Annotated in this window: 18 protein-coding genes; 11 read left to right on the top strand and 7 right to left on the bottom strand. The window is 64.2% G+C overall.

Annotated features, from left to right (window positions below; genetic code table 11):
* The first annotated feature begins 37 nt into the window (after positions 1-37).
* The 3 genes from BLR26_RS21395 to BLR26_RS21385 all read left to right on the top strand — a co-directional run bounded on the left by BLR26_RS21395 (position 38) and on the right by BLR26_RS21385 (position 3,341).
* A complete protein-coding gene (locus tag BLR26_RS21395; RefSeq protein ID WP_093385329.1) occupies positions 38-1,045 on the top strand; it encodes an amidohydrolase family protein in 1,008 nt (335 codons plus the stop codon).
* A gap of 66 nt (positions 1,046-1,111) precedes the next feature.
* Entirely contained in the window at positions 1,112-1,576 is a 465-nt protein-coding gene (locus tag BLR26_RS21390; protein WP_045202191.1) for a DUF3859 domain-containing protein, read from the top strand.
* Between the two features lie 139 nt (positions 1,577-1,715).
* Positions 1,716-3,341 carry a methyl-accepting chemotaxis protein gene (locus BLR26_RS21385; protein WP_045202189.1) on the top strand — a complete coding sequence of 542 codons (1,626 nt, stop codon included), beginning with the start codon at positions 1,716-1,718 and terminating at the stop codon, positions 3,339-3,341.
* Positions 3,342-3,398: 57 nt separating this feature from the next.
* On the opposite strand, the gene fabB is transcribed toward BLR26_RS21385, so the two are convergent.
* The 5 genes from fabB to BLR26_RS21360 form a co-directional block, all read right to left on the bottom strand.
* Positions 3,399-4,619 (bottom strand): beta-ketoacyl-ACP synthase I, encoded by a 1,221-nt coding sequence (gene fabB, locus BLR26_RS21380; protein WP_045202187.1) that lies wholly within the window; start codon positions 4,617-4,619, stop codon positions 3,399-3,401.
* 11 nt (positions 4,620-4,630) lie between these two features.
* Positions 4,631-5,146, bottom strand: a complete 516-nt coding sequence (gene fabA / locus BLR26_RS21375; protein ID WP_045202185.1) for a 3-hydroxyacyl-[acyl-carrier-protein] dehydratase FabA — start codon at positions 5,144-5,146, stop codon at positions 4,631-4,633.
* Between the two features lie 205 nt (positions 5,147-5,351).
* Positions 5,352-7,280, bottom strand: a complete 1,929-nt coding sequence (locus BLR26_RS21370; protein WP_045202183.1) for an ATP-binding protein — start codon at positions 7,278-7,280, stop codon at positions 5,352-5,354.
* Positions 7,277-8,170, bottom strand: a complete 894-nt coding sequence (locus BLR26_RS21365; RefSeq protein WP_093385325.1) for an ABC transporter substrate-binding protein — start codon at positions 8,168-8,170, stop codon at positions 7,277-7,279. Before BLR26_RS21365 ends, BLR26_RS21370 begins: the two co-directional genes overlap by 4 nt.
* The gene (locus BLR26_RS21360; protein WP_093385320.1) at positions 8,170-10,281 is read right to left on the bottom strand and encodes a TonB-dependent receptor plug domain-containing protein; all 2,112 of its coding nucleotides are present in this window, start codon (positions 10,279-10,281) and stop codon (positions 8,170-8,172) included. The genes BLR26_RS21365 and BLR26_RS21360 overlap by 1 nt, the downstream gene beginning before the upstream one ends.
* 171 nt (positions 10,282-10,452) lie before the next feature.
* On the opposite strand from BLR26_RS21360, the gene BLR26_RS21355 reads away from it, so the two are divergent.
* The 8 genes from BLR26_RS21355 (at position 10,453) to BLR26_RS21320 (ending at position 16,455) form a co-directional block, all read left to right on the top strand.
* Entirely contained in the window at positions 10,453-11,478 is a 1,026-nt protein-coding gene (locus BLR26_RS21355; protein ID WP_045202177.1) for an NAD(P)H-dependent glycerol-3-phosphate dehydrogenase, read from the top strand.
* A 13-nt stretch (positions 11,479-11,491) separates the two neighbouring features.
* Positions 11,492-11,839, top strand: coding sequence for a DUF4389 domain-containing protein (locus BLR26_RS21350; protein WP_045202175.1), 348 nt, complete (start codon positions 11,492-11,494; stop codon positions 11,837-11,839).
* Positions 11,836-12,291 (top strand): phosphohistidine phosphatase SixA, encoded by a 456-nt coding sequence (gene sixA / locus BLR26_RS21345; RefSeq protein ID WP_045202173.1) that lies wholly within the window; start codon positions 11,836-11,838, stop codon positions 12,289-12,291. The genes BLR26_RS21350 and sixA overlap by 4 nt, the downstream gene beginning before the upstream one ends.
* 100 nt (positions 12,292-12,391) lie before the next feature.
* A complete protein-coding gene (locus BLR26_RS21340) occupies positions 12,392-12,739 on the top strand; it encodes a hypothetical protein (RefSeq protein ID WP_045202171.1) in 348 nt (115 codons plus the stop codon).
* Between the two features lie 92 nt (positions 12,740-12,831).
* Positions 12,832-13,626: an alpha/beta hydrolase gene (locus BLR26_RS21335; RefSeq protein ID WP_093385316.1), complete on the top strand. Its 795-nt coding sequence runs from the start codon at positions 12,832-12,834 to the stop codon at positions 13,624-13,626.
* A complete protein-coding gene (locus BLR26_RS21330; protein ID WP_093385311.1) occupies positions 13,623-14,477 on the top strand; it encodes an alpha/beta hydrolase in 855 nt (284 codons plus the stop codon). The genes BLR26_RS21335 and BLR26_RS21330 overlap by 4 nt, the downstream gene beginning before the upstream one ends.
* Before the next feature lie 145 nt (positions 14,478-14,622).
* Entirely contained in the window at positions 14,623-15,390 is a 768-nt protein-coding gene (locus tag BLR26_RS21325; RefSeq protein ID WP_249744445.1) for a DUF4892 domain-containing protein, read from the top strand.
* Positions 15,391-15,402: 12 nt separating this feature from the next.
* The gene (locus BLR26_RS21320) at positions 15,403-16,455 is read left to right on the top strand and encodes an AI-2E family transporter (protein WP_045202231.1); all 1,053 of its coding nucleotides are present in this window, start codon (positions 15,403-15,405) and stop codon (positions 16,453-16,455) included.
* 9 nt (positions 16,456-16,464) lie between these two features.
* On the opposite strand, the gene BLR26_RS21315 is transcribed toward BLR26_RS21320, so the two are convergent.
* Together BLR26_RS21315 and BLR26_RS21310 are read right to left on the bottom strand one after the other, a co-directional pair.
* Entirely contained in the window at positions 16,465-16,959 is a 495-nt protein-coding gene (locus tag BLR26_RS21315) for an Lrp/AsnC family transcriptional regulator (RefSeq protein WP_010224632.1), read from the bottom strand.
* Between the two features lie 12 nt (positions 16,960-16,971).
* Positions 16,972-17,823, bottom strand: coding sequence for an ABC transporter ATP-binding protein (locus tag BLR26_RS21310; protein WP_256326752.1), 852 nt, complete (start codon positions 17,821-17,823; stop codon positions 16,972-16,974).
* Between the last annotated feature and the right edge of the window lie 3 nt (positions 17,824-17,826).

Here is a 17,826-nt window from a genome sequence, read left to right as displayed (position 1 = left end):
GGTCTACCCTCTCTGAATCGGCCAGAAGGAATGCGAAATGATTGCCAGGTGTCTGGGCTGGGCGCTGTTGCTGGGGCTACCGCTGCAGGCGGCGCAGGCGCGCGAGTATCACTACAGTGATGCGCACCTGCATTACGTCGATTTTTTCCAGGAAACCGCCGGCATGGACGCCTTGCTCAAGGCCATGGACCAGGCGCGCATCGACCAGTCGATGATTTCCGGCACCCCGGTGGCCAAGAAGTGGCACGAAGACGAGCCCAAGCGCCCGCGTTACTACGCGGGCGATGATGCCGATGCCTATTGGTACAGCGCCACCGACATCTACGTTGCTGCGGCGCTGGAGAAGCTTTCGCCTGAGCAGCGCCAGCGCTTTCATCCGTTTCTCACCGGCTTCAACCCGGTAGACAAGAACGCCGTGGCCCACATCGAACGCATGCTCGCGCTGCACCCGGGCCTGTGGCAGGGGATCGGCGAGGTGTTCACCCGCCACGACGACCTGACCGCGTTGACCAGCGGCGACACGCCGAGGGCCAACAACGAGGCCATGACCCGCATCTATCACCTGGCCGCCGAGCAGGACCTGCCGGTGCTGATCCATTCCAACATCACCTCCAAGCGCGAACGCAACCCGCTGTACCTGGCGGAAATCGAAGAACCGTTGCGCAATCACCCGCACACCCGCTTCATCTGGGCCCATGCCGGCACCAGTATGGAGATTCATCGGCACCAGACGCAGCTGGATTTTCTGCTGCCGACCCTGACACGGATGCTCGAGGATTACCCGAACCTGTACATAGACCTGTCCTGGAGCGTGCTGCAGCCTTATCTGCTGGATGAGAAGGGCAAGCCCAGGGCTGAGTGGCTGGCGCTGGTCAAACGCTTCCCTGAGCGCTTCATGCTTGGCTCCGACGTGGTCGGGCGCTTCAACAGCCTGGGCGAACAGTTGCATGGTTTCGATCCGTTTCTGGATGCCTTGCCTGCCGAGGTGGCGCAAAAGGTCGCCCGCGACAACTTCCTCGCGGTGCTGCCCAAGGCACGCAAGTGACAGCACTGTCATCAGCTTGTCATGCCCGCGTCATAGCCTGCCGCCATCAACCTGATGGAGTGCACTATGTTTCCACGTCGTTTCAGCGCCCTGTGCGGGCTGTTGCTGGTCAGTGGCCTGGCCGCTGCCGAGGTTCGCGTCGAAGGCCCGGTCGAGTACGGTCTGTTCGAAACCCGCCACCAGAACTTCCAGCCCGGTGAACGGGTGCTGAGCCAGAGCAACCAGACCATCCAGCCCACCGATGAAATCCCGGCGCGCCTGGGTAGCAAGTTCGGTATGCGCTACCGGCTGGAAGGCAAGGTCGCCGAGGACACGCCGCTGACCCTGCTGTACCTCACCCCTGGCGTGCGCACACCCGACGGCAAGCGCCACGACAAGTTCGAAGTAGTACAAAAGCTGGTGCCCGGTGCGGTCCAGGATGTCATGGCCTACGAGTTCACCGAGAACCACGAAGTGGTGCCGGGGCAATGGCATTTCATGGTCTTTCAGGGCGATCGCCTGCTGGCTGAGCAGCGCTTTACCGTGCGCTGAGGCAGGGCGACCCTGGCGTCGCGATCATAAGGCCTTTTGATATCACGTTTTCGTCTTACGCAAATTTTCCACAGGCCGATACCGTCTAGAAGCAAGGACTGCTGCCCTATTGAGCAGCGCTTTTGGAGGGAGCCAGAAGATGAGCTTGAGAAGCATGAATATCGCGCCCAGGGCCGGCCTGGGCTTCGGCCTGGTGGCGGCGCTGGTGTTTGCCTTGGGTGCGTTTGCCTTGATGCAGATGACCAGCATGCGCCAGCAGTCCGAGCAGGTCGACAGCAACTGGTTGCCCAGCGTGATCTCGGTCGGGCAGATGACCCAGGACATGTTGCGCATCCGCGCCTTGACCCTGCGCCTTTTGGTCAATCGCGATGCGGCGGCGCTGGAGCAGAACAAGTCGCGCATCGAAGAGATCAAGTCCGGCCTGGACAAGGCCCAGCAGAAGTACCAGGCGCTGATCGTCCTGCCTGAAGAACAGACCCTGTTCGACCGCTACCTGGACCTGGAGCGGCGCTACCTCAAGCTGCAGGCCCAGGTGGTGCAGTTGTCCACCGAGCACCGGGTGGAAGAGGCGGTGGCCATGGTCAATGGCGAGATGAACCAGCTCGCCGACCAGATGACCGCCAGCCTCAACGAGCTGATCGCGCTCAATAATCAGCATGCCAACAGCGCCACCGACCTTGCCGAAGTCGTCTATACGCAGGCGCGGATCTGGGTGATCGGCTTGCTGATCGCCGCTGTGGTGCTCACCGTGGTCCTGGCCCTGACTCTGACCCGCAGTATCGTCCGGCCACTGGCGCAGTCGCTGCAGGTCGCCGAAGTGGTCGCTACCGGTGACCTGACCCCGCAGATCTCGGTGCAGGGCAAGGATGAGCCGGCGCGCTTGCTGGCGGCCTTGAAACAGATGCAGCAAAGCCTGCGCGATACCATCGGGCGCATCTCCGATTCTTCCAGCCAGCTGGCCTCGGCCTCCGAAGAGCTCAGCGCGGTAACCGAAGATGCCACCCGCGGGTTGATGCAGCAAAGCCAGGAAATCGAACAGGCGGCCACCGCGGTCAACCAGATGACCACGGCAGTGGAGGAGGTGGCGAGCAATGCCGTGGCCACCTCCGAAGCCTCGCGCGAGTCCGACCGCATCGCCCGTCAAGGGCGCGAGCAGGTGCGCCTGACCGTGACCTCGATCGAAGACCTGGCCGCTGGCGTCACCGCCAACGCCGAAGAGGTCGGGCAACTGGCGCAACAGGTGCATGGCATTACCAAGGTGCTGGATGTGATCGGCGCGATTGCCGAGCAAACCAACCTGTTGGCCCTGAACGCGGCGATTGAGGCGGCGCGCGCCGGTGATGCCGGGCGCGGTTTTGCCGTGGTGGCTGACGAGGTGCGGGCACTGGCCCATCGCACCCAGCAGTCGACCCGGGAAATCGAGCAGATGATCGACGGCATCCAGCAGGGCACCAATCGTGCGGTCGAGGGTATGCAGCAGACCAACGAGCGGGCGCGCGGCACCCTGGAAGGCGCACATGCCGCCGGGGCGGCGCTGGAGGAGATTGCCGCGGCCATCAGCCTGATCAACGAGCGCAACCTGGTGATCGCCAGTGCCTCGGAGCAGCAGGCGCAGGTGGCGCGGGAGGTGGATCGCAACCTGACCAATATTCGCGACCTGGCGATGCAGACGTCGGCGGGGGCGAATCAGACCAATGCGGCGAGCCAGGCGTTGTCACAGCTGGCGATTGAGCTCAATGGGCTGGTGGGGCGCTTTTCGGTGTAAGGCACAAACAAAAACGCCCCGACGAGTCGGGGCGTTTTGAGTGCAAGGGGCCAGCCCTTACTTGCCAGCCCAGCGCTTGAGTACCAGGGTAGCGTTGGTGCCGCCGAAACCGAAGCTGTTGCTCATCACGGTATCGATCTTGGCGTTTTCCTGGGTCTTGGTCAGTACCGGCAGGTCGGCCACTTCCGGGTCCAGCTCGTCGATGTTGGCGGAACCGGCAATGAAGTTGCCTTCCATCATCAGCATGCAGTAGATCGCTTCGTGAACGCCGGCGGCGCCCAGGGAGTGACCGGACAGGCTCTTGGTCGAGCTGATGGCCGGAGCCTTGTCGCCGAACACTTCGCGAACGCCCTTCATCTCGGCAACGTCGCCCACCGGGGTCGAGGTGCCGTGGGTGTTCAGGTAGTCGATCGGGGTGTCGACGGTGGACATGGCCATCTGCATGCAGCGGATGGCGCCTTCGCCGCTTGGCGCGACCATGTCGTAGCCATCGGACGTCGCGCCGTAGCCGACGATTTCGGCGTAGATCTTGGCGCCACGGGCCAGGGCGTGTTCCAGCTCTTCAACCACGACCATGCCGCCACCGCCGGCGATGACGAAACCGTCACGGTCAGCGTCGTAGGCGCGGGAGGCTTTTTCCGGGGTGTCGTTGCGCTTGCTGGACAGGGCGCCCATGGCGTCGAACAGGAACGACTGGCTCCAGTGCTCTTCTTCACCGCCACCGGCGAAGACGATGTCCTGCTTGCCCATCTGGATCTGTTCCATCGCGGTACCGATGCAGTGAGCACTGGTGGCGCAGGCCGAGGCGATGGAGTAGTTCAGGCCCTTGATCTTGAACGGGGTGGCCAGGCACGCCGAGACGGTGCTGCTCATGGTCCGGGTGACGCGGTACGGGCCAACGCGCTTGACGCCTTTCTCGCGCAGGATGTCCAGCGCTTCCATCTGGTTCAGGGTCGAGGCGCCGCCGGAGCCTGCGATCAGGCCGGTACGCGGGTTGGAAACCTGCTCTTCGGTCAGGCCCGAGTCCTTGATCGCGTCGGCCATTGCCAGGTAGGCATAGGCAGCGGCGTGACCAACGAAGCGGTAGATTTTACGGTCGATCAGTTCTTCGAGGTTGAGGTCGATGGAGCCGGAAACCTGGCTACGCAGACCCATTTCGGCATATTCCGGGTTGAATCGGATGCCAGGGCGGCTTGCACGCAGGTTGGCGGAGACGGTCTCTTTGTCATTGCCCAGGCACGAAACGATGCCCAGACCAGTGATAACGACGCGGCGCATGCGGATAACCCTTAGAAGTTGTCAGTGGAGGTGAAGACGCCGACCCGGAGGCCTTCGGCGGTGTAGATCTCGCGACCGTCGACGCTGACCGAACCATCGGCGATGGCCATGTTCAGCTTGCCTTTGAGGACGCGCTTGATATGAATGTTGTAGGTGACTTTCTTGGCGGTCGGCAGGACCTGGCCAAAGAATTTCACTTCGCCCGAACCCAGGGCGCGGCCACGGCCCGGCAAACCTTGCCAGCCGAGGTAGAAACCGACCAGCTGCCACATGGCATCCAGGCCCAGGCAGCCCGGCATCACCGGATCACCTTCGAAGTGGCAGGCGAAGAACCACAGGTCCGGGGTGATATCCAGCTCGGCGACCAATTCACCTTTGCCGTACTTGCCACCCTCGGCGCTGATATGGGTGATGCGATCAACCATCAGCATGTTCGGGGCGGGCAGTTGCGCGTTACCTGGGCCGAACAGCTCACCGCGACTGCAGCGCAGCAGGTCTTCCCGAGTAAAGGCGTTTTGTTTGGTCATGCGAGCTCCTCAATAGTCCCCGTGCGGCAGGGGGCAAATCTTCCCGGCCGTCCCAAAACGCTAGCGTTTGAGCCGGCAGCCTACACATAGACTATTGCGTTGTAGTGAAAGTCACAGCGCACGGGGCAAAGAAGTACACTTGTGCACTGAAATTTTATTTTCAAGCCCTTCGCGGCGCTTGTCCAGTCTCTTAGACTGCCGCAATTTAGCATTTATCGCCAGTCACAGCTGTCTGACCGGGCAGCCAGCGTTGCAGAATTTGCTGCAGATCAGTGCGTTTGAACGGCTTGGCCAGGTAGTCGTTCATGCCGGCGTTCAGGCAACGCTCGCGATCGCCCTGCAAGGCATTGGCGGTCAGGGCGATGATCGGCATGGCCGCCGCCTGTGGCAGCAGGCGAATGCGCCGGGTGGCCTCGTAGCCATCGATGATCGGCAGGCGGCAATCCATCAGTGCGGCGGCAAAACGCTGACGTCCGGCCTGGGCCACGGCTTGGGCGCCATCAACTGCAACGCAGACTTCAAAGCCCAGGCTGCGCAGCATCGCTTCGATCACCGTCTGGTTCACCGGATTGTCCTCGACCAGCAGGATCCGTCGGCCCTGGCCGTCGTCTTCGGGGCGGGTCAGGCCACTGGGCAGGCGCGGCGTTTGCGCGGTCGACAGGGCCAGGGGCATTTCCAGGGTAAAAGTCGAGCCCAGGCCTTCACGGCTTTCGCCGCGCAGGGTTCCGCCCATCCGCTCGGCCAGGGTGCGGGCGATCGACAGGCCCAGGCCGGTGCCGCCATAACGGCGTGAGATCGAGCTGTCGGCTTGCTGGAAGGCAACGAACATCATCTCCAGGCGGGTGCTGTCGATGCCGATGCCGGTGTCGCGCACCGCGCAGGTGAACCAGATCAGCTGGCGGTCGAGCACCTGCCAGCGCGGTTCGATGTGCACGCTGCCGCGCTCGGTGAACTTCAGGGCGTTGCCGATCAGGTTGAGCAGCACCTGGCGGATGCGCGTCGGGTCGCCCACCACTTGCAGTTGTTCCATGCCCGGCGGCAGGCGCAGTTGCAGCTCCAGCTGGCGCTGCTGGGCCAGGTGCTGGAACGACTGCACACTGCTGCCGATCAGCTCGCCGAGGTTGAAGTCGATATGCTCAAGCTCGAGGTTGGTGCGCTCGATGCGCGAGAAATCGAGGATATCGTTGATGACCTTGAGCAGGTGCCCGGTCGACTCGCTGGCCACCGCGGTGTATTCGGCCTGCTCCTCGTTGAGCGGGGTTGTTTCCAGAAGTTGCAGCATGCCCATGACGCCGTTCATGGGCGTGCGCAGTTCGTGGCTCATCATCGCCAGGAAGTCGGATTTGGCCTTGTTCGCCTGTTCGGCTTCTTCGCGGGCCTGGATCAGTTGCGACATGGCTTGCTGTTGTTCATGGCTAGCTGTGCCCAGGGCGCTGGCAAGGTTGTTGATGTGCCGCGCCAGATGGCCCAGTTCGCTGTCGTCGACCACCGGCAGCGGCGCATTGAACTGCCCTTGCTGGATGGCCTTGACCGCATGGCCCATGTCGCTGATCGGCTTGGCCAGGCTCAGGGCCAGGCGCCGGGCGAGGATAAAGGTGAACAGCAGGGCAAACAGCGCGAGGATCCCGGCCTTGACCACGATTTCCTGCTGGCGCTCGCTGAAGGCATCGTCCGACATGCCGACGATTACCCGGCCCAGATAGTCGTCACCGATGCTCCTGGCCGGTGCGTTGCTGTGCAAAAAGTCGTTGTCCAGGCGGATCTGCTGCAGGCGAATGGGGGCCTGGAACACTTCGACCTGCTGTGCGCGGTTGTTGCTTTCGTCCGGCTGCTCGACATACACGAGGATATGGTTGCTGCTGTCCTGGACCTCGAGAAAGCGCACGTGGGGGATGCTCAAGGTCGCGCGCATGAGGCTTTCGAGCACTTCGTTATTACCGGCGATTACCCCGTATTCGGAGGCCGGGGCCAACTGGTTGGCGATCAACTGACCGGTGTGGTTGAGCTCCTGGCGCAAATCCTGGATACGCACGAAGGTAAAGAAGCTGATCAGCAGCAGGGTCAGCAACAGGGCCGGGCCGAGGCTGATGATCTGCGTGCGGGTGTGGATGTCCCAGCTCAGGCGCCGTCTCATGGTGTGCTTTCTCCTTCGGCCAGGGCCAGGGCGGCGGCGGACGGGTCAATCGCTTCGATGCCCAGGGCGCGGGCCACCTGCTGGTTGCCGAGCACGTTGAAGTGATCCGGATAGAGCGTGCGTGGCCAGCGACTGGGGGCCTGGTCGAGCAGCCGCTCGAGCACCGCCAGCCAGTCGTCCTGATCGCTCAGGGTACTGGCCAGGGCGCCGGCCTTGACGAAGCCGGCATTAGGCCCGATCAGCGCCATTTGCCGGCCATAGCTGCTGAGCAGAACGTTTTTCGCCGTTTTCGAGTTGTACAACTGTGGATCGTCGATGCCCAGCAGTACATCGCTGTTTTGCAGAAGACTTTGCAGTGGGCGGCTGTCGCGCAGGTCTGGCCAGGCTTCGGCGATGATCTCCAGGCCCAACGGGCTGGCCGCCTTGCGCAACTCGTCGAGCAGAAACTGGCTGTGCTCGGCATACAGCACGCCCACGCGCTTGGCCTGCGGCAACAGGTAGCGGGTCAGGCGCAGCTGGCGGGCCAGCGGCGGGTCGCTCCATAGCAGGCTCAGGTAAGGCGGGCGCAGGCTGCCCAGACGCTGTTGGGCCTGGACGCGGCTGACGCGCAAGGCCAGCGCAGGTGGACCGGCGCTTTCGCTCAGGCGCCATTCGAGGCTGGCGCCATCGAGCAGGATCAAGCGGGTGGCGGCTTTAATCTGGCTCGGTCGTGGCAGCTCGGCCACCGGCACGAAGCGCACCTGGTCGGCCGGGCGGCGCTCGCGCAAGGCGTCGACGAAGCTGCGTACGCCGGGGTTGTCCTGGCTGGCAGTGAGCAGGATCTCACTGGCCGACAGGCTGCCCAGGGGCCACAGGCAGACCAGCAGCAGCCAGCGCCGCAGGCGGCGCATCAGAACGCCAGCTCCGCACTGAAAGACAGCACGTGACGGCTGTCGTAGCGGTTGTCGTAGATGGTCGTCGGCTCGTCATCCAGGCGCTGCTGGAGCATGCCGGCCAGCTCCAGGCTGGTACGATTCCAGCGCAGGTGCTTGGCCACGCGTAAATCGACGCGTTCGAAGCGGTACTGGTTGAGGGCATCGTCGCCGTAGTAGAACAGCGCACTGGACCAGCCGCCGCCCCAGTTCCGCAGCCAGCCGGCCGAACCGCTGTTGTGGGCGCTCAGGCGCCGGTCGGCTGGGTTGCTGGCCCAGGCATCGACGTAGGCGTAGGTCAGGCGCAGGCGATCGGCCGGGCTCAGGCGCCAGTCCAGCTGCGCTTCGCTGCCGCTGAAGCGGGCCTTGTTGCTGTTGCTGGCAATGTACTGGTTGTTGCGCAGCGGTTCGCTGATCATGCCGGTGATTTCGTCGTAGAACAGCTTGAGGTCGACGCTCAGGTCGGCATCGGCGAAGTAACCGTTATAGCCCAGTTCCCGCGAGCGCATGCGCTCTTGCTCGAGATCGCCCGGGCCGCGGGTCTTGACGAAGTAATCGGCGTCGCGCTGGCCGAAGGCGCCAGGTTCCAGGTTATTGACCCGGTAGCTCCAGTTGACGTTGTTCTCGAACATGTCCGGCGAGCGCACCGCCTCCGAGTACACCGCGCGCAGGCCATGGCGCGGGGTGATCAGGTAGTTGACCGCCACCCGCGGGGTCAGCGAGCTGCCGGACAGCCGGGCATCTTCGTACATGGCCCCGCCCTGGAGGATCCAGTGCTCGTCGGCGCGCCATTCCAGGTGGCCGAACAGGCGCCAGGTGCTGTCGTCGAGGCTGCCATTGAAGTAAGTCTGCGAGTCGGCGCGGTCGTAGCGGTAATTGGCGCCACTGACCAGGCGCAGGCTGTCGGACAGGCTCAGGGTGTCCTGCACTTCAAGGTCGTTGCGGGTTTCCCGGGTGCTCTGGTCGATGTCGCCGCACACCTGCTGCGCGCCGCCGTTGCGCCATTGCTGCTGGACTTGCGTTGCCAGCGCGGTCTCCTCGCTGCTGCCGGCGGGCAGGGGTGAGGTGATGTTGCGCGCCACCTGCTCGGCGTAGTTCGGGTTCAGGCGCCAGAGCTGGGTCAGTTGCGGGCTGAACGACAGCGCCGCATCGCAGGCGCGCCACACCTGTTCACGTTCCCAGTGCTGGGCCGAGCCCTGGATGTACAGGCTATGGTTCGGGTTGAAGTCGATGTTCCAGCGCAGCGAGCCGGCGTAATCCTTGGCGTTGAGGTCGGCGTTGTTGCCGGCGGCAGTAACGTAGGGAAACACTGGTTTATAGGTATAAGGACGCTGGTCACTGCCTTCTTTGGCCGCGAACTGCCACTCCAGGCTCTGGTTGCTGGCCAGGGTGTGGCTGGCGCTGAGGTTCAGGCGGTTCAGGCGGCGGCTGTCGCGGTAGTCCTGGCCCAGGTGGTTCTCGTCGAAGCCGTCGTCCTGCATGCCCGACAATGACAGACGCAGGTCGCCACCGTCCCAGCCCAGGCCCTGGCTTGCGTACCAGTCATTGATGCCGCGCTGGCCACGGGTGACTTTCAAGCGCGTGCCGTGGCTGTCGGCCGGGCTGCGGGTGAGGATATTGACCACCGCCATCAGCGCATTGGCGCCGTAACTGACGGTGTTGGGGCCGCGGAACACCTCGATGCGCTCGATGTCTTCCATGGCCAGCGGGATATCGCTCCAGTCCACCGTGGCCAGGCCTGCGCGGTACACCGAGCGGCCGTCGATCAGCACCTGCATGCGCCGGGCATCGTTGACGTTGCTGCCGTGGTAGTTGACCGTCGGCTGGTTGCCGGCGCCGTAGCCGATCATCATCCCCGGCACCAGGCGCAGCAGTTCGGGTATGTCGCGGGCGCCGCTGGCGCGGATCAGCTCGTTGTCGAGCACGGTCATGCTGCCCGGCACCGCCGCTGGCGATTGCTTGAGGCGGGTGGCGGTGAGCACTTGCGGCAAAGCCTGGCTGTCGACGAACAGGTCGTCAGCCACACTGGGGCCGCTGAGCAGGGCAGTCAGCAGTAATAAAGGGCGTTTGCAGGTCGGGCCAAAAGACACAGTGCGGCCTTGGTAACAGGTTCAAGTCGGGCATGTTAACCGAGTGGTGGGCATTTTCCAGTCATGGCGCGACGCATCCCAACGGCGATTCGGTCATCTGCCACTGGCTCTGGCACCGGCGCTCCGTATAATGCGCAGGTCGCCACTTAAATTGGTTTTAACGGATTGGATATGACTGAACAGCAGCCTGTTGCAGTTCTGGGAGGCGGGAGTTTCGGCACCGCCGTGGCGAATCTGCTGGCAGAAAACGGTGTTCGGGTGCGCCAATGGATGCGCGACCCCGAGCAGGCCGAGGCCATGCGCAGCAACCGCGAGAACCCGCGCTACCTCAAGGGCATCAAGTTGCATGCCGGGGTCGAGCCGGTCAATGATCTGCTGGCGACCCTGCAGGCCTGCGAGCTGATCTTCGTCGCCTTACCTTCCAGCGCCCTGCGCAGCGTGCTGGCGCCCCACGCCCAGTTGCTGGGCGGCAAGATGCTGGTCAGCCTGACCAAGGGCATCGAGGCGCAAAGCTTCAAGCTGATGAGTCAGATCCTCGAAGAAATCGCCCCCCAGGCGCGCATCGGCGTGCTGTCCGGGCCGAACCTGGCCCGCGAAGTGGCCGAGCACGCGCTGACCGCCACCGTGGTCGCCAGTGAAGACGAGGCCCTCTGCCAGCAGGTCCAGGCTGTGCTGCACGGGCGCACCTTCCGTGTTTATGCCAGCGGCGACCGCTTTGGTGTCGAGCTGGGCGGGGCGTTGAAGAACGTCTACGCAATCATTGCCGGGATGGCCGTGGCCTTGGGTATGGGCGAGAACACCAAGAGTATGCTGATTACCCGCGCCCTGGCCGAGATGACCCGCTTTGCCGTCAGCCAGGGCGCCAACCCGATGACCTTCCTGGGCCTGGCCGGGGTCGGTGACCTGATCGTCACCTGCTCCTCGCCCAAGAGCCGCAACTACCAGGTCGGTCATGCCCTGGGCCAGGGCCTGAGCCTGGACGAGGCGGTCAGCCGCCTGGGCGAAGTGGCCGAAGGGGTGAACACCCTCAAGGTGCTCAAGGTCAAAGCCCAGGAGGTCCAGGTGTACATGCCCCTGGTCGCCGGCTTGCATGCGATCCTGTTCGAAGGCCGGACCCTGACCCAGGTGATCGAGCTGCTGATGCGTGGCGAGCCGAAAACCGATGTCGACTTTATCTCCACCAGCGGTTTCAACTAAGCAGGAGCAGGACATGAACGATTCTTCAAACCAGACCCAGCGCGAGTCGATCATCTTGCGCGTGCTGTGGATGCTGGTGTTCCTGGTGGTCTGGCAATTGGCCGAGCTGCTGCTCGGTGGCCTGGTGCTGGTGCAACTGATCTACCGGCTTATCTACGGCGCACCGAGTGCCAGCCTGATGAATTTCGGCGACAGCCTCAGCCAGTTCCTGGCCCAGATCGGCCGCTTCGGCAGCTTCCACAGTGACCAGAAGCCCTGGCCATTCGCCGACTGGCCAACCCCGCGCGCGCCTGAAGGCGAGGCTGCCCACAGCGTGCCGCCGGCAGCGCACCCGGTGCGCGACGAAGAGCCGAAGCTGTGAAGTTGTGGGTGCTGCGTCACGGCGAAGCCGAGCAGCGGGCCAACACCGATGCCGAGCGCCGTCTCACCGCCCATGGCCGCGAGCAGGTGCTGCGTAGCGCGGCGCAGTTGCTCGGGCAGCCGCTGCAGGTGATTCTCGCCAGCCCCTATGTGCGCGCCCAGCAGACTGCGGCGCTGGTCCACGAAGCCCTCGGCTTCGGCAAACCGGTGCAGACTGTGCCGTGGCTGACCCCCGATAGTGACCCGCACGCGGTAATCAGCGAGCTGGAGAACCTGGGCGTGAACGAAGTGTTGCTGGTCAGTCACCAGCCGCTGGTGGGCAACCTGGTCAGCCTGCTGGCGCATGGCAGCCGCCAACCTCCGGCGCCGATGAGCACCGCCAGCCTGGCCGAACTCGAGGGTGAGTGGCCGCTGGCGGGGCTGATGACCTTGCGTGGCCTGAATCATCCATAAATCCGCTGATCGACCTAGCATTTTTACCAGTTGTCCTGCCCGGTACACCTTGTTAGCGTGCAATCAAGTTGCGGGGCAGGGTGTCCCAGGGAATTGGACTATGAGCAGTAGACATCTGGATCTGGTGTACTCGGCCGACGTGCAGCCGGCGCTCGACAAGGTGCAAAAGCACCAGGCGCTGGACTTTGCCGAGTACCGCATGTTGCAGGACAGCGCCGACGCCAAGCTCGACTACCTGCTGCGCAAGTTCGAAGGCCAGTACGAGCTGGAGCAACTGCGCCAGGCCAGCATTCGCATGTCACACCTGCTGCAGACCAGTTGCCTGGCCCTGCGCCGGCTCGAGCTCGATGTCGAAGACAAGCGCCGCGCCCGCGAAGCCCTCGAGCAGCAACTGGCCTATATGCAGGCCTGCCTGCGCCGCTCGATGGCCAGTTTCGGCGAGTATTGACCTGATTGCCGTCGCCGATGGCTTTTCCGGACATTGCCGCCACGGGTGCGGTTGCCGACAATGAGCCATCACTTCCTTCTGGATTGGCGGCCATGTCGCAGCAGATCTTCTTCGCCCATGCCAATGGCTTTCCCTCGGCCACCTACGGCAAGCTCTTTGCGGCGCTGGCGCCGGACTATCAGGTCAGCCACCTGGCCCAGCATGCCCACGATCCGCGCTTTCCGGTCAACGACAACTGGCAGAACCTGGTCGACGAGCTGATCCATCACCTGGAGCAACAGCCGGGCCCGGTCTGGGGCGTCGGGCATTCTTTGGGGGGTGTGTTGCATCTGCATGCGGCGCTGCGCTGCCCGCAGTACTACCGCGGCGTGGTGATGCTCGATTCGCCGGTGTTGACCCGGGTCGACCAGTGGCTGATCCAGGCCGCCAAGCGCATGGGCTTCATCGATCGCATCACCCCGGCCGGGCGCACCCTGGGCCGCCGCGAAGCCTTTGCCGACCGTGACAGCGCACGGGCCTATTTCGCTGGCAAAACGCTGTTCCGCCATTTCGATCCCGAATGCCTGGACGCCTACCTTGAGCATGGCTTGCAGCCCGGCGCAGACGGCTTGCGCCTGCGCTTTGACCCGGCTACCGAGATCAGCATCTACCGCAGCCTGCCGCACACCAGCCCGAGCCCGGCCAAACAGCTGCAGCTGCCCCTGGCCATGGTCCGTGGCAGCCACAGCCGGGTGGTCAAGCGCCATCACGCCCTGGCCGTGCGTGGCATGCCCAGGGGCGAATACCACAGCCTGCCGGGCGGTCATATGTTTCCGCTGGAGCACCCGAGCGATACCGCCAGCCTGATCAAGGGCCTGTTCGAGCGCTGGCAGGACACCCCGACATGAGCACTGAAATGGAAGAAGTACGCCTGAACCTGGGCCATATCGAGCTGGCCGCGCACCTGTTCGGCCCGGCCGACGGCTTGCCGGTGATTGCCCTGCACGGCTGGCTGGACAACGCCAACAGCTTTGCCCGCCTGGCGCCCCGGCTCAAGGGCCTGCGCATCCTCGCCCTGGACCTGGCCGGCCATGGCCATTCCGAGCATCGCCCGGCCGGCGCCGGCTACGCCCTGGCCGACTACGCCCACGATGTACTGCGGGTGGCCGAGCAGATGGGCTGGGAGCGCTTTGCCCTGCTCGGGCACTCGCTGGGGGCGATCATTTCGGTGCTGCTGGCCGGCGCCTTGCCCGAACGCATCACCCGCCTGGCCTTGATCGACGGGGTCATCCCGCCCACCAGCGGCCCGCAGGATGCCGCCGAACGCATGGGCATGGCCCTGCAGGCGCAACTGCGCCTGGACAGCAAGCGCAAGGCCGTGCACTCGACCCTCGAGCAGGCCATCGAGGCACGCATGAAGGGCCTGGTGGCGGTCAGCCGCGAGGCGGCCGAGCTACTTGCCCAGCGTGGGCTGATGCCGGTACCCGGTGGCTACACTTGGCGCAGCGACAGCCGCCTGACCCTGCCATCGCCCACGCGACTGAACCAGGCCCAGGCCATGAGCTTCGTGCAACGCATCGCCTGCCCGGCGAAACTGGTGGTGGCCGCCGACGGCATGCTGGCGCGCCACAGCGAGTTGCTCGAGCAGCTACCCTTTGAGCGAGAACAACTGCCGGGCGGTCATCATCTGCACCTGAATGACGAGGCCGGCGCAACCCTTGTTGCAGACTGTTTCAATCGCTTCTTTGGCATTTCTTGACTTGTGACCGGCAACTGTCGAGGCTTGGCGGGTTGAACAGGGAGACAACCATGAACGAGCAAGACAACGCCACATCATTTGACCACCTTGACGCCCCGCGCTCGGTGACGAGCCTATGAGGCTCAAATTGCTTACCCGGGCGGCCATGGCCGGGCTCGGCGTTCTCGCCAGCCTGCCGTTGCTGGCCGACGGCCTGCCGGTTCCGCTGGACGCCAAGGTGGTCGATCAGCGCGCGGCGGTACCGCAGGAGCGCATCTACCCCTTGGGCGGCCTGCGCAAGATCAGCAATCAGCTGCGGGTCGAGGGCAAGATCGAAAGCCGCGGCCAGGTCAGCTCCACCACCTATGAGCTGCCCCGCGAGCGCAGTGCCAACGAAGCCTTCACCGCCGCCCGCGAAGCCCTGCAGAACGATGGCGGTTATCCGTTGTTCTGGTGCCAGGCGCGTGATTGTGGCGAGAACAGCCTGTGGGCCAACGAGGTGTTCAAGAACCGCACGTTGTCGGGTGCCGACGAGCAACAGGCGTTCATTCTGCTGCGCCGCTCCGCCGAGCAGAGCAACACCCTGGTCGCCCTGTACAGCATCACCCGTGGCAACAAGCGTGCTTACCTGCACGTCGAAGAGTTCGTCGCCGATGCGCCCCTGGGCGAGTTGCTGCCCACGCCAGCCACCTTGATGCGCGAACTGCTCGACACCGGCAAGCTCGACTACCCTGACTTGAACGGCGAGCCGCCTGCGGCCTGGGTCAACCTGATCGGGCGCAGCCTGAACAACAACACCACCTTGCGCGTGAGCCTGAGCGGGGCCAAGGCGCAAGACTGGCGTGAGCAACTGGTAAAGGCCGGGGTGCGTCCAGCGCGACTGGAAGTGGGTAGCGCCGAGACTGATGGTTTCCACGTCGAACTGATTCGTTGATCGAGAAACATGATGCCCAATAATGACCGCCTGCTGGTGCAGATCATCCTGCTGGCGCTGCTTGGCGCAGGCCTCTGGGTGATGGCACCGTTCATTTCGGCGCTGCTCTGGGGGGCCATCCTGGCCTACGCCAGCTGGCCGCTGATGCGTCTGTTGACGCGCCTGCTCGGCGGTCGCGAAACCCTCGCCGCAGGGTTGTTGACCACCTTGTGGATATTGCTGGTGGCGTTGCCGCTGGTGTGGCTGGGCTTCAACCTGGCCGACCATATTCGCGATGCCACCGCCTTCGTGCGCGACGTGCAGGTCGATGGCCTGCCCGATGCGCCGGGCTGGCTGGGCAGCGTGCCTTTTGTCGGCGAGCGCCTGGTGGGCATGTGGAACACCATTGACCAGCAAGGCGCTGCGTTGTTGGTCACCATCAAGCCGTACCTGGGCCAGGTCGGCAACTGGCTGCTGGCGCGCAGCGCGCAGATCGGCAGCGGCATTCTCGAGCTGACCCTGAGCCTGGTCTTCGTGTTCTTCTTCTACCGTGACGGGCCGCGCCTGGCGGCGTTTGTCCTGCGCCTGCTGGACCGCCTGATCGGCGAGCGCGCCGAGTACTACCTCGAACTGGTGGCAGGTACCGTGCAACGGGTGGTCAACGGCGTGATCGGCACCGCTGCGGCGCAAGCGGTACTGGCGCTGATCGGCTTCCTGATTGCCGGTGTGCCAGGGGCGCTGGTGCTGGGGATCGTCACCTTCATGCTCAGCCTGATTCCCATGGGCCCACCGCTGGCCTGGGTGCCGGCTACCGCCTGGCTGGCCTGGCAGGGCGAGTACGGCATGGCGGTGTTCCTCGGCCTCTGGGGTACCTTCATCATCAGCGGCGTCGACAACGTGCTCAAACCCTACCTGATCAGCCGTGGCGGTAACCTGCCGCTGGTGATCGTCTTGCTCGGGGTGTTTGGCGGCTTGCTGGCCTTCGGCTTTATCGGCCTGTTCATCGGCCCGACCTTGCTGGCGGTGGCCTACAGCCTGTTGCTCGATTGGTCGCGCAGCGGGCCGGTGGCGCCGCCGCGTACCTGAGTTGGTGGCCTAGAGCTGGGGGGCGGTGTTCTTCACCACCGCCAGCTCCGGGTGGGCGACCAGCTTGTCGATGTGCAGCTCGTCGTTGTTCATCCAGGTTTCGGTCAGCACCCGGTAGTGCTCCATGTCACGGCAGCGCATGCGCAAGCTGTAGTCGAAGTGGCCACTGATCAGCTGGCAGTCGAACACCTGCGGGCAGGCGCGCACGCAGGCCTCGAAGGCCTTTTGCGCGGCGCGCCCGCTCTGGTTGGAGAGGGCCACCAGCACCAGCAGCGACAGCCCCGGCGAAACCATCTGCACATCGATGATCGCGCCATAGCCGCGAATCACTCCGCGCCGTTCCAGCTTGCGCACCCGTTCCAGGCATGGGCGAGGGGTGAGGTGCACCAGCGATGAGAGCTTTTCATAGGTGATGCGCCCGTTGTGGCGCAACACATCGATGATCGCTTCGTCGATCCGGTCCAGGGGCGGCGTGGTCTGTGGGCTGTTGACCTTGGTATCCATGCAGGTTCGGCTTCACTTCAAACGGTTGGAAAGAAATTGCTGCAGGCGTTCGCTCTGCGGCTGGTCAAGTATCTCGGCGCTTCCTTGTTCCTCGACCCGGCCCTGATGCAGAAACAGCACCTGGCTCGACACTTGGCGGGCAAAGCCCATCTCGTGGGTGACCATGAGCATGGTACGGCCTTCCTCGGCCAGCGTCTGTATGACTTTCAGCACTTCACCGACCAGTTCCGGGTCGAGGGCCGAGGTCGGTTCATCGAAGAGGATGATTTCCGGCTCCATGGCCAGGGCCCGGGCAATCGCCACCCGCTGTTGCTGGCCACCGGAAAGAAACGCCGGGTACTGGTCAGCGGCGCGGGCCGGCAGGCCGACCTTGTCCAGGTACTTGCGTGCCCGCGCTTCGGCTTCCTGGCTGCTGACCCCGAGCACCCGCCGCGGCGCCATGCAGATGTTCTCAAGCACCGTCATGTGGCTCCACAGGTTGAAGTGCTGGAACACCATGGCCAGGCGCGTGCGCAGGTTCTGCAACTGCGCCGGGTGCGGCGCCCGGCTGCCGGCGCGGCCCTGGCGCATTTCGATGGTCTGCTGATCGAGGGTGATGACCCCGGCATCGGGTTGCTCAAGGAAGTTGATGCAGCGCAGCATGGTGCTCTTGCCTGAGCCGCTGGCACCGATCAGGCTGATCACGTCGCCTTTGCGCGCCTGCAGCGAGACACCCTTGAGCACTTCATGATCGCCGTAGCGTTTGTGCAGGTCGGCAACGCTCAGTTTTACCGTGGCGTCGGCGGCGACGTTGGCAATGCGCGGGCTTGGACGTGTGCTGTGAGTGTGTTCGCCGGTCGACAAGGCGTGTGCGGTAGTGGTCATGAG

It is taken from the genome of Pseudomonas sp. UC 17F4 (assembly GCF_900101695.1).
Taxonomy (GTDB): Bacteria; Pseudomonadota; Gammaproteobacteria; order Pseudomonadales; family Pseudomonadaceae; genus Aquipseudomonas.
Note: the sequence above shows the minus strand (reverse complement) of the source record. Positions and strands in the feature narration are given on the sequence as shown.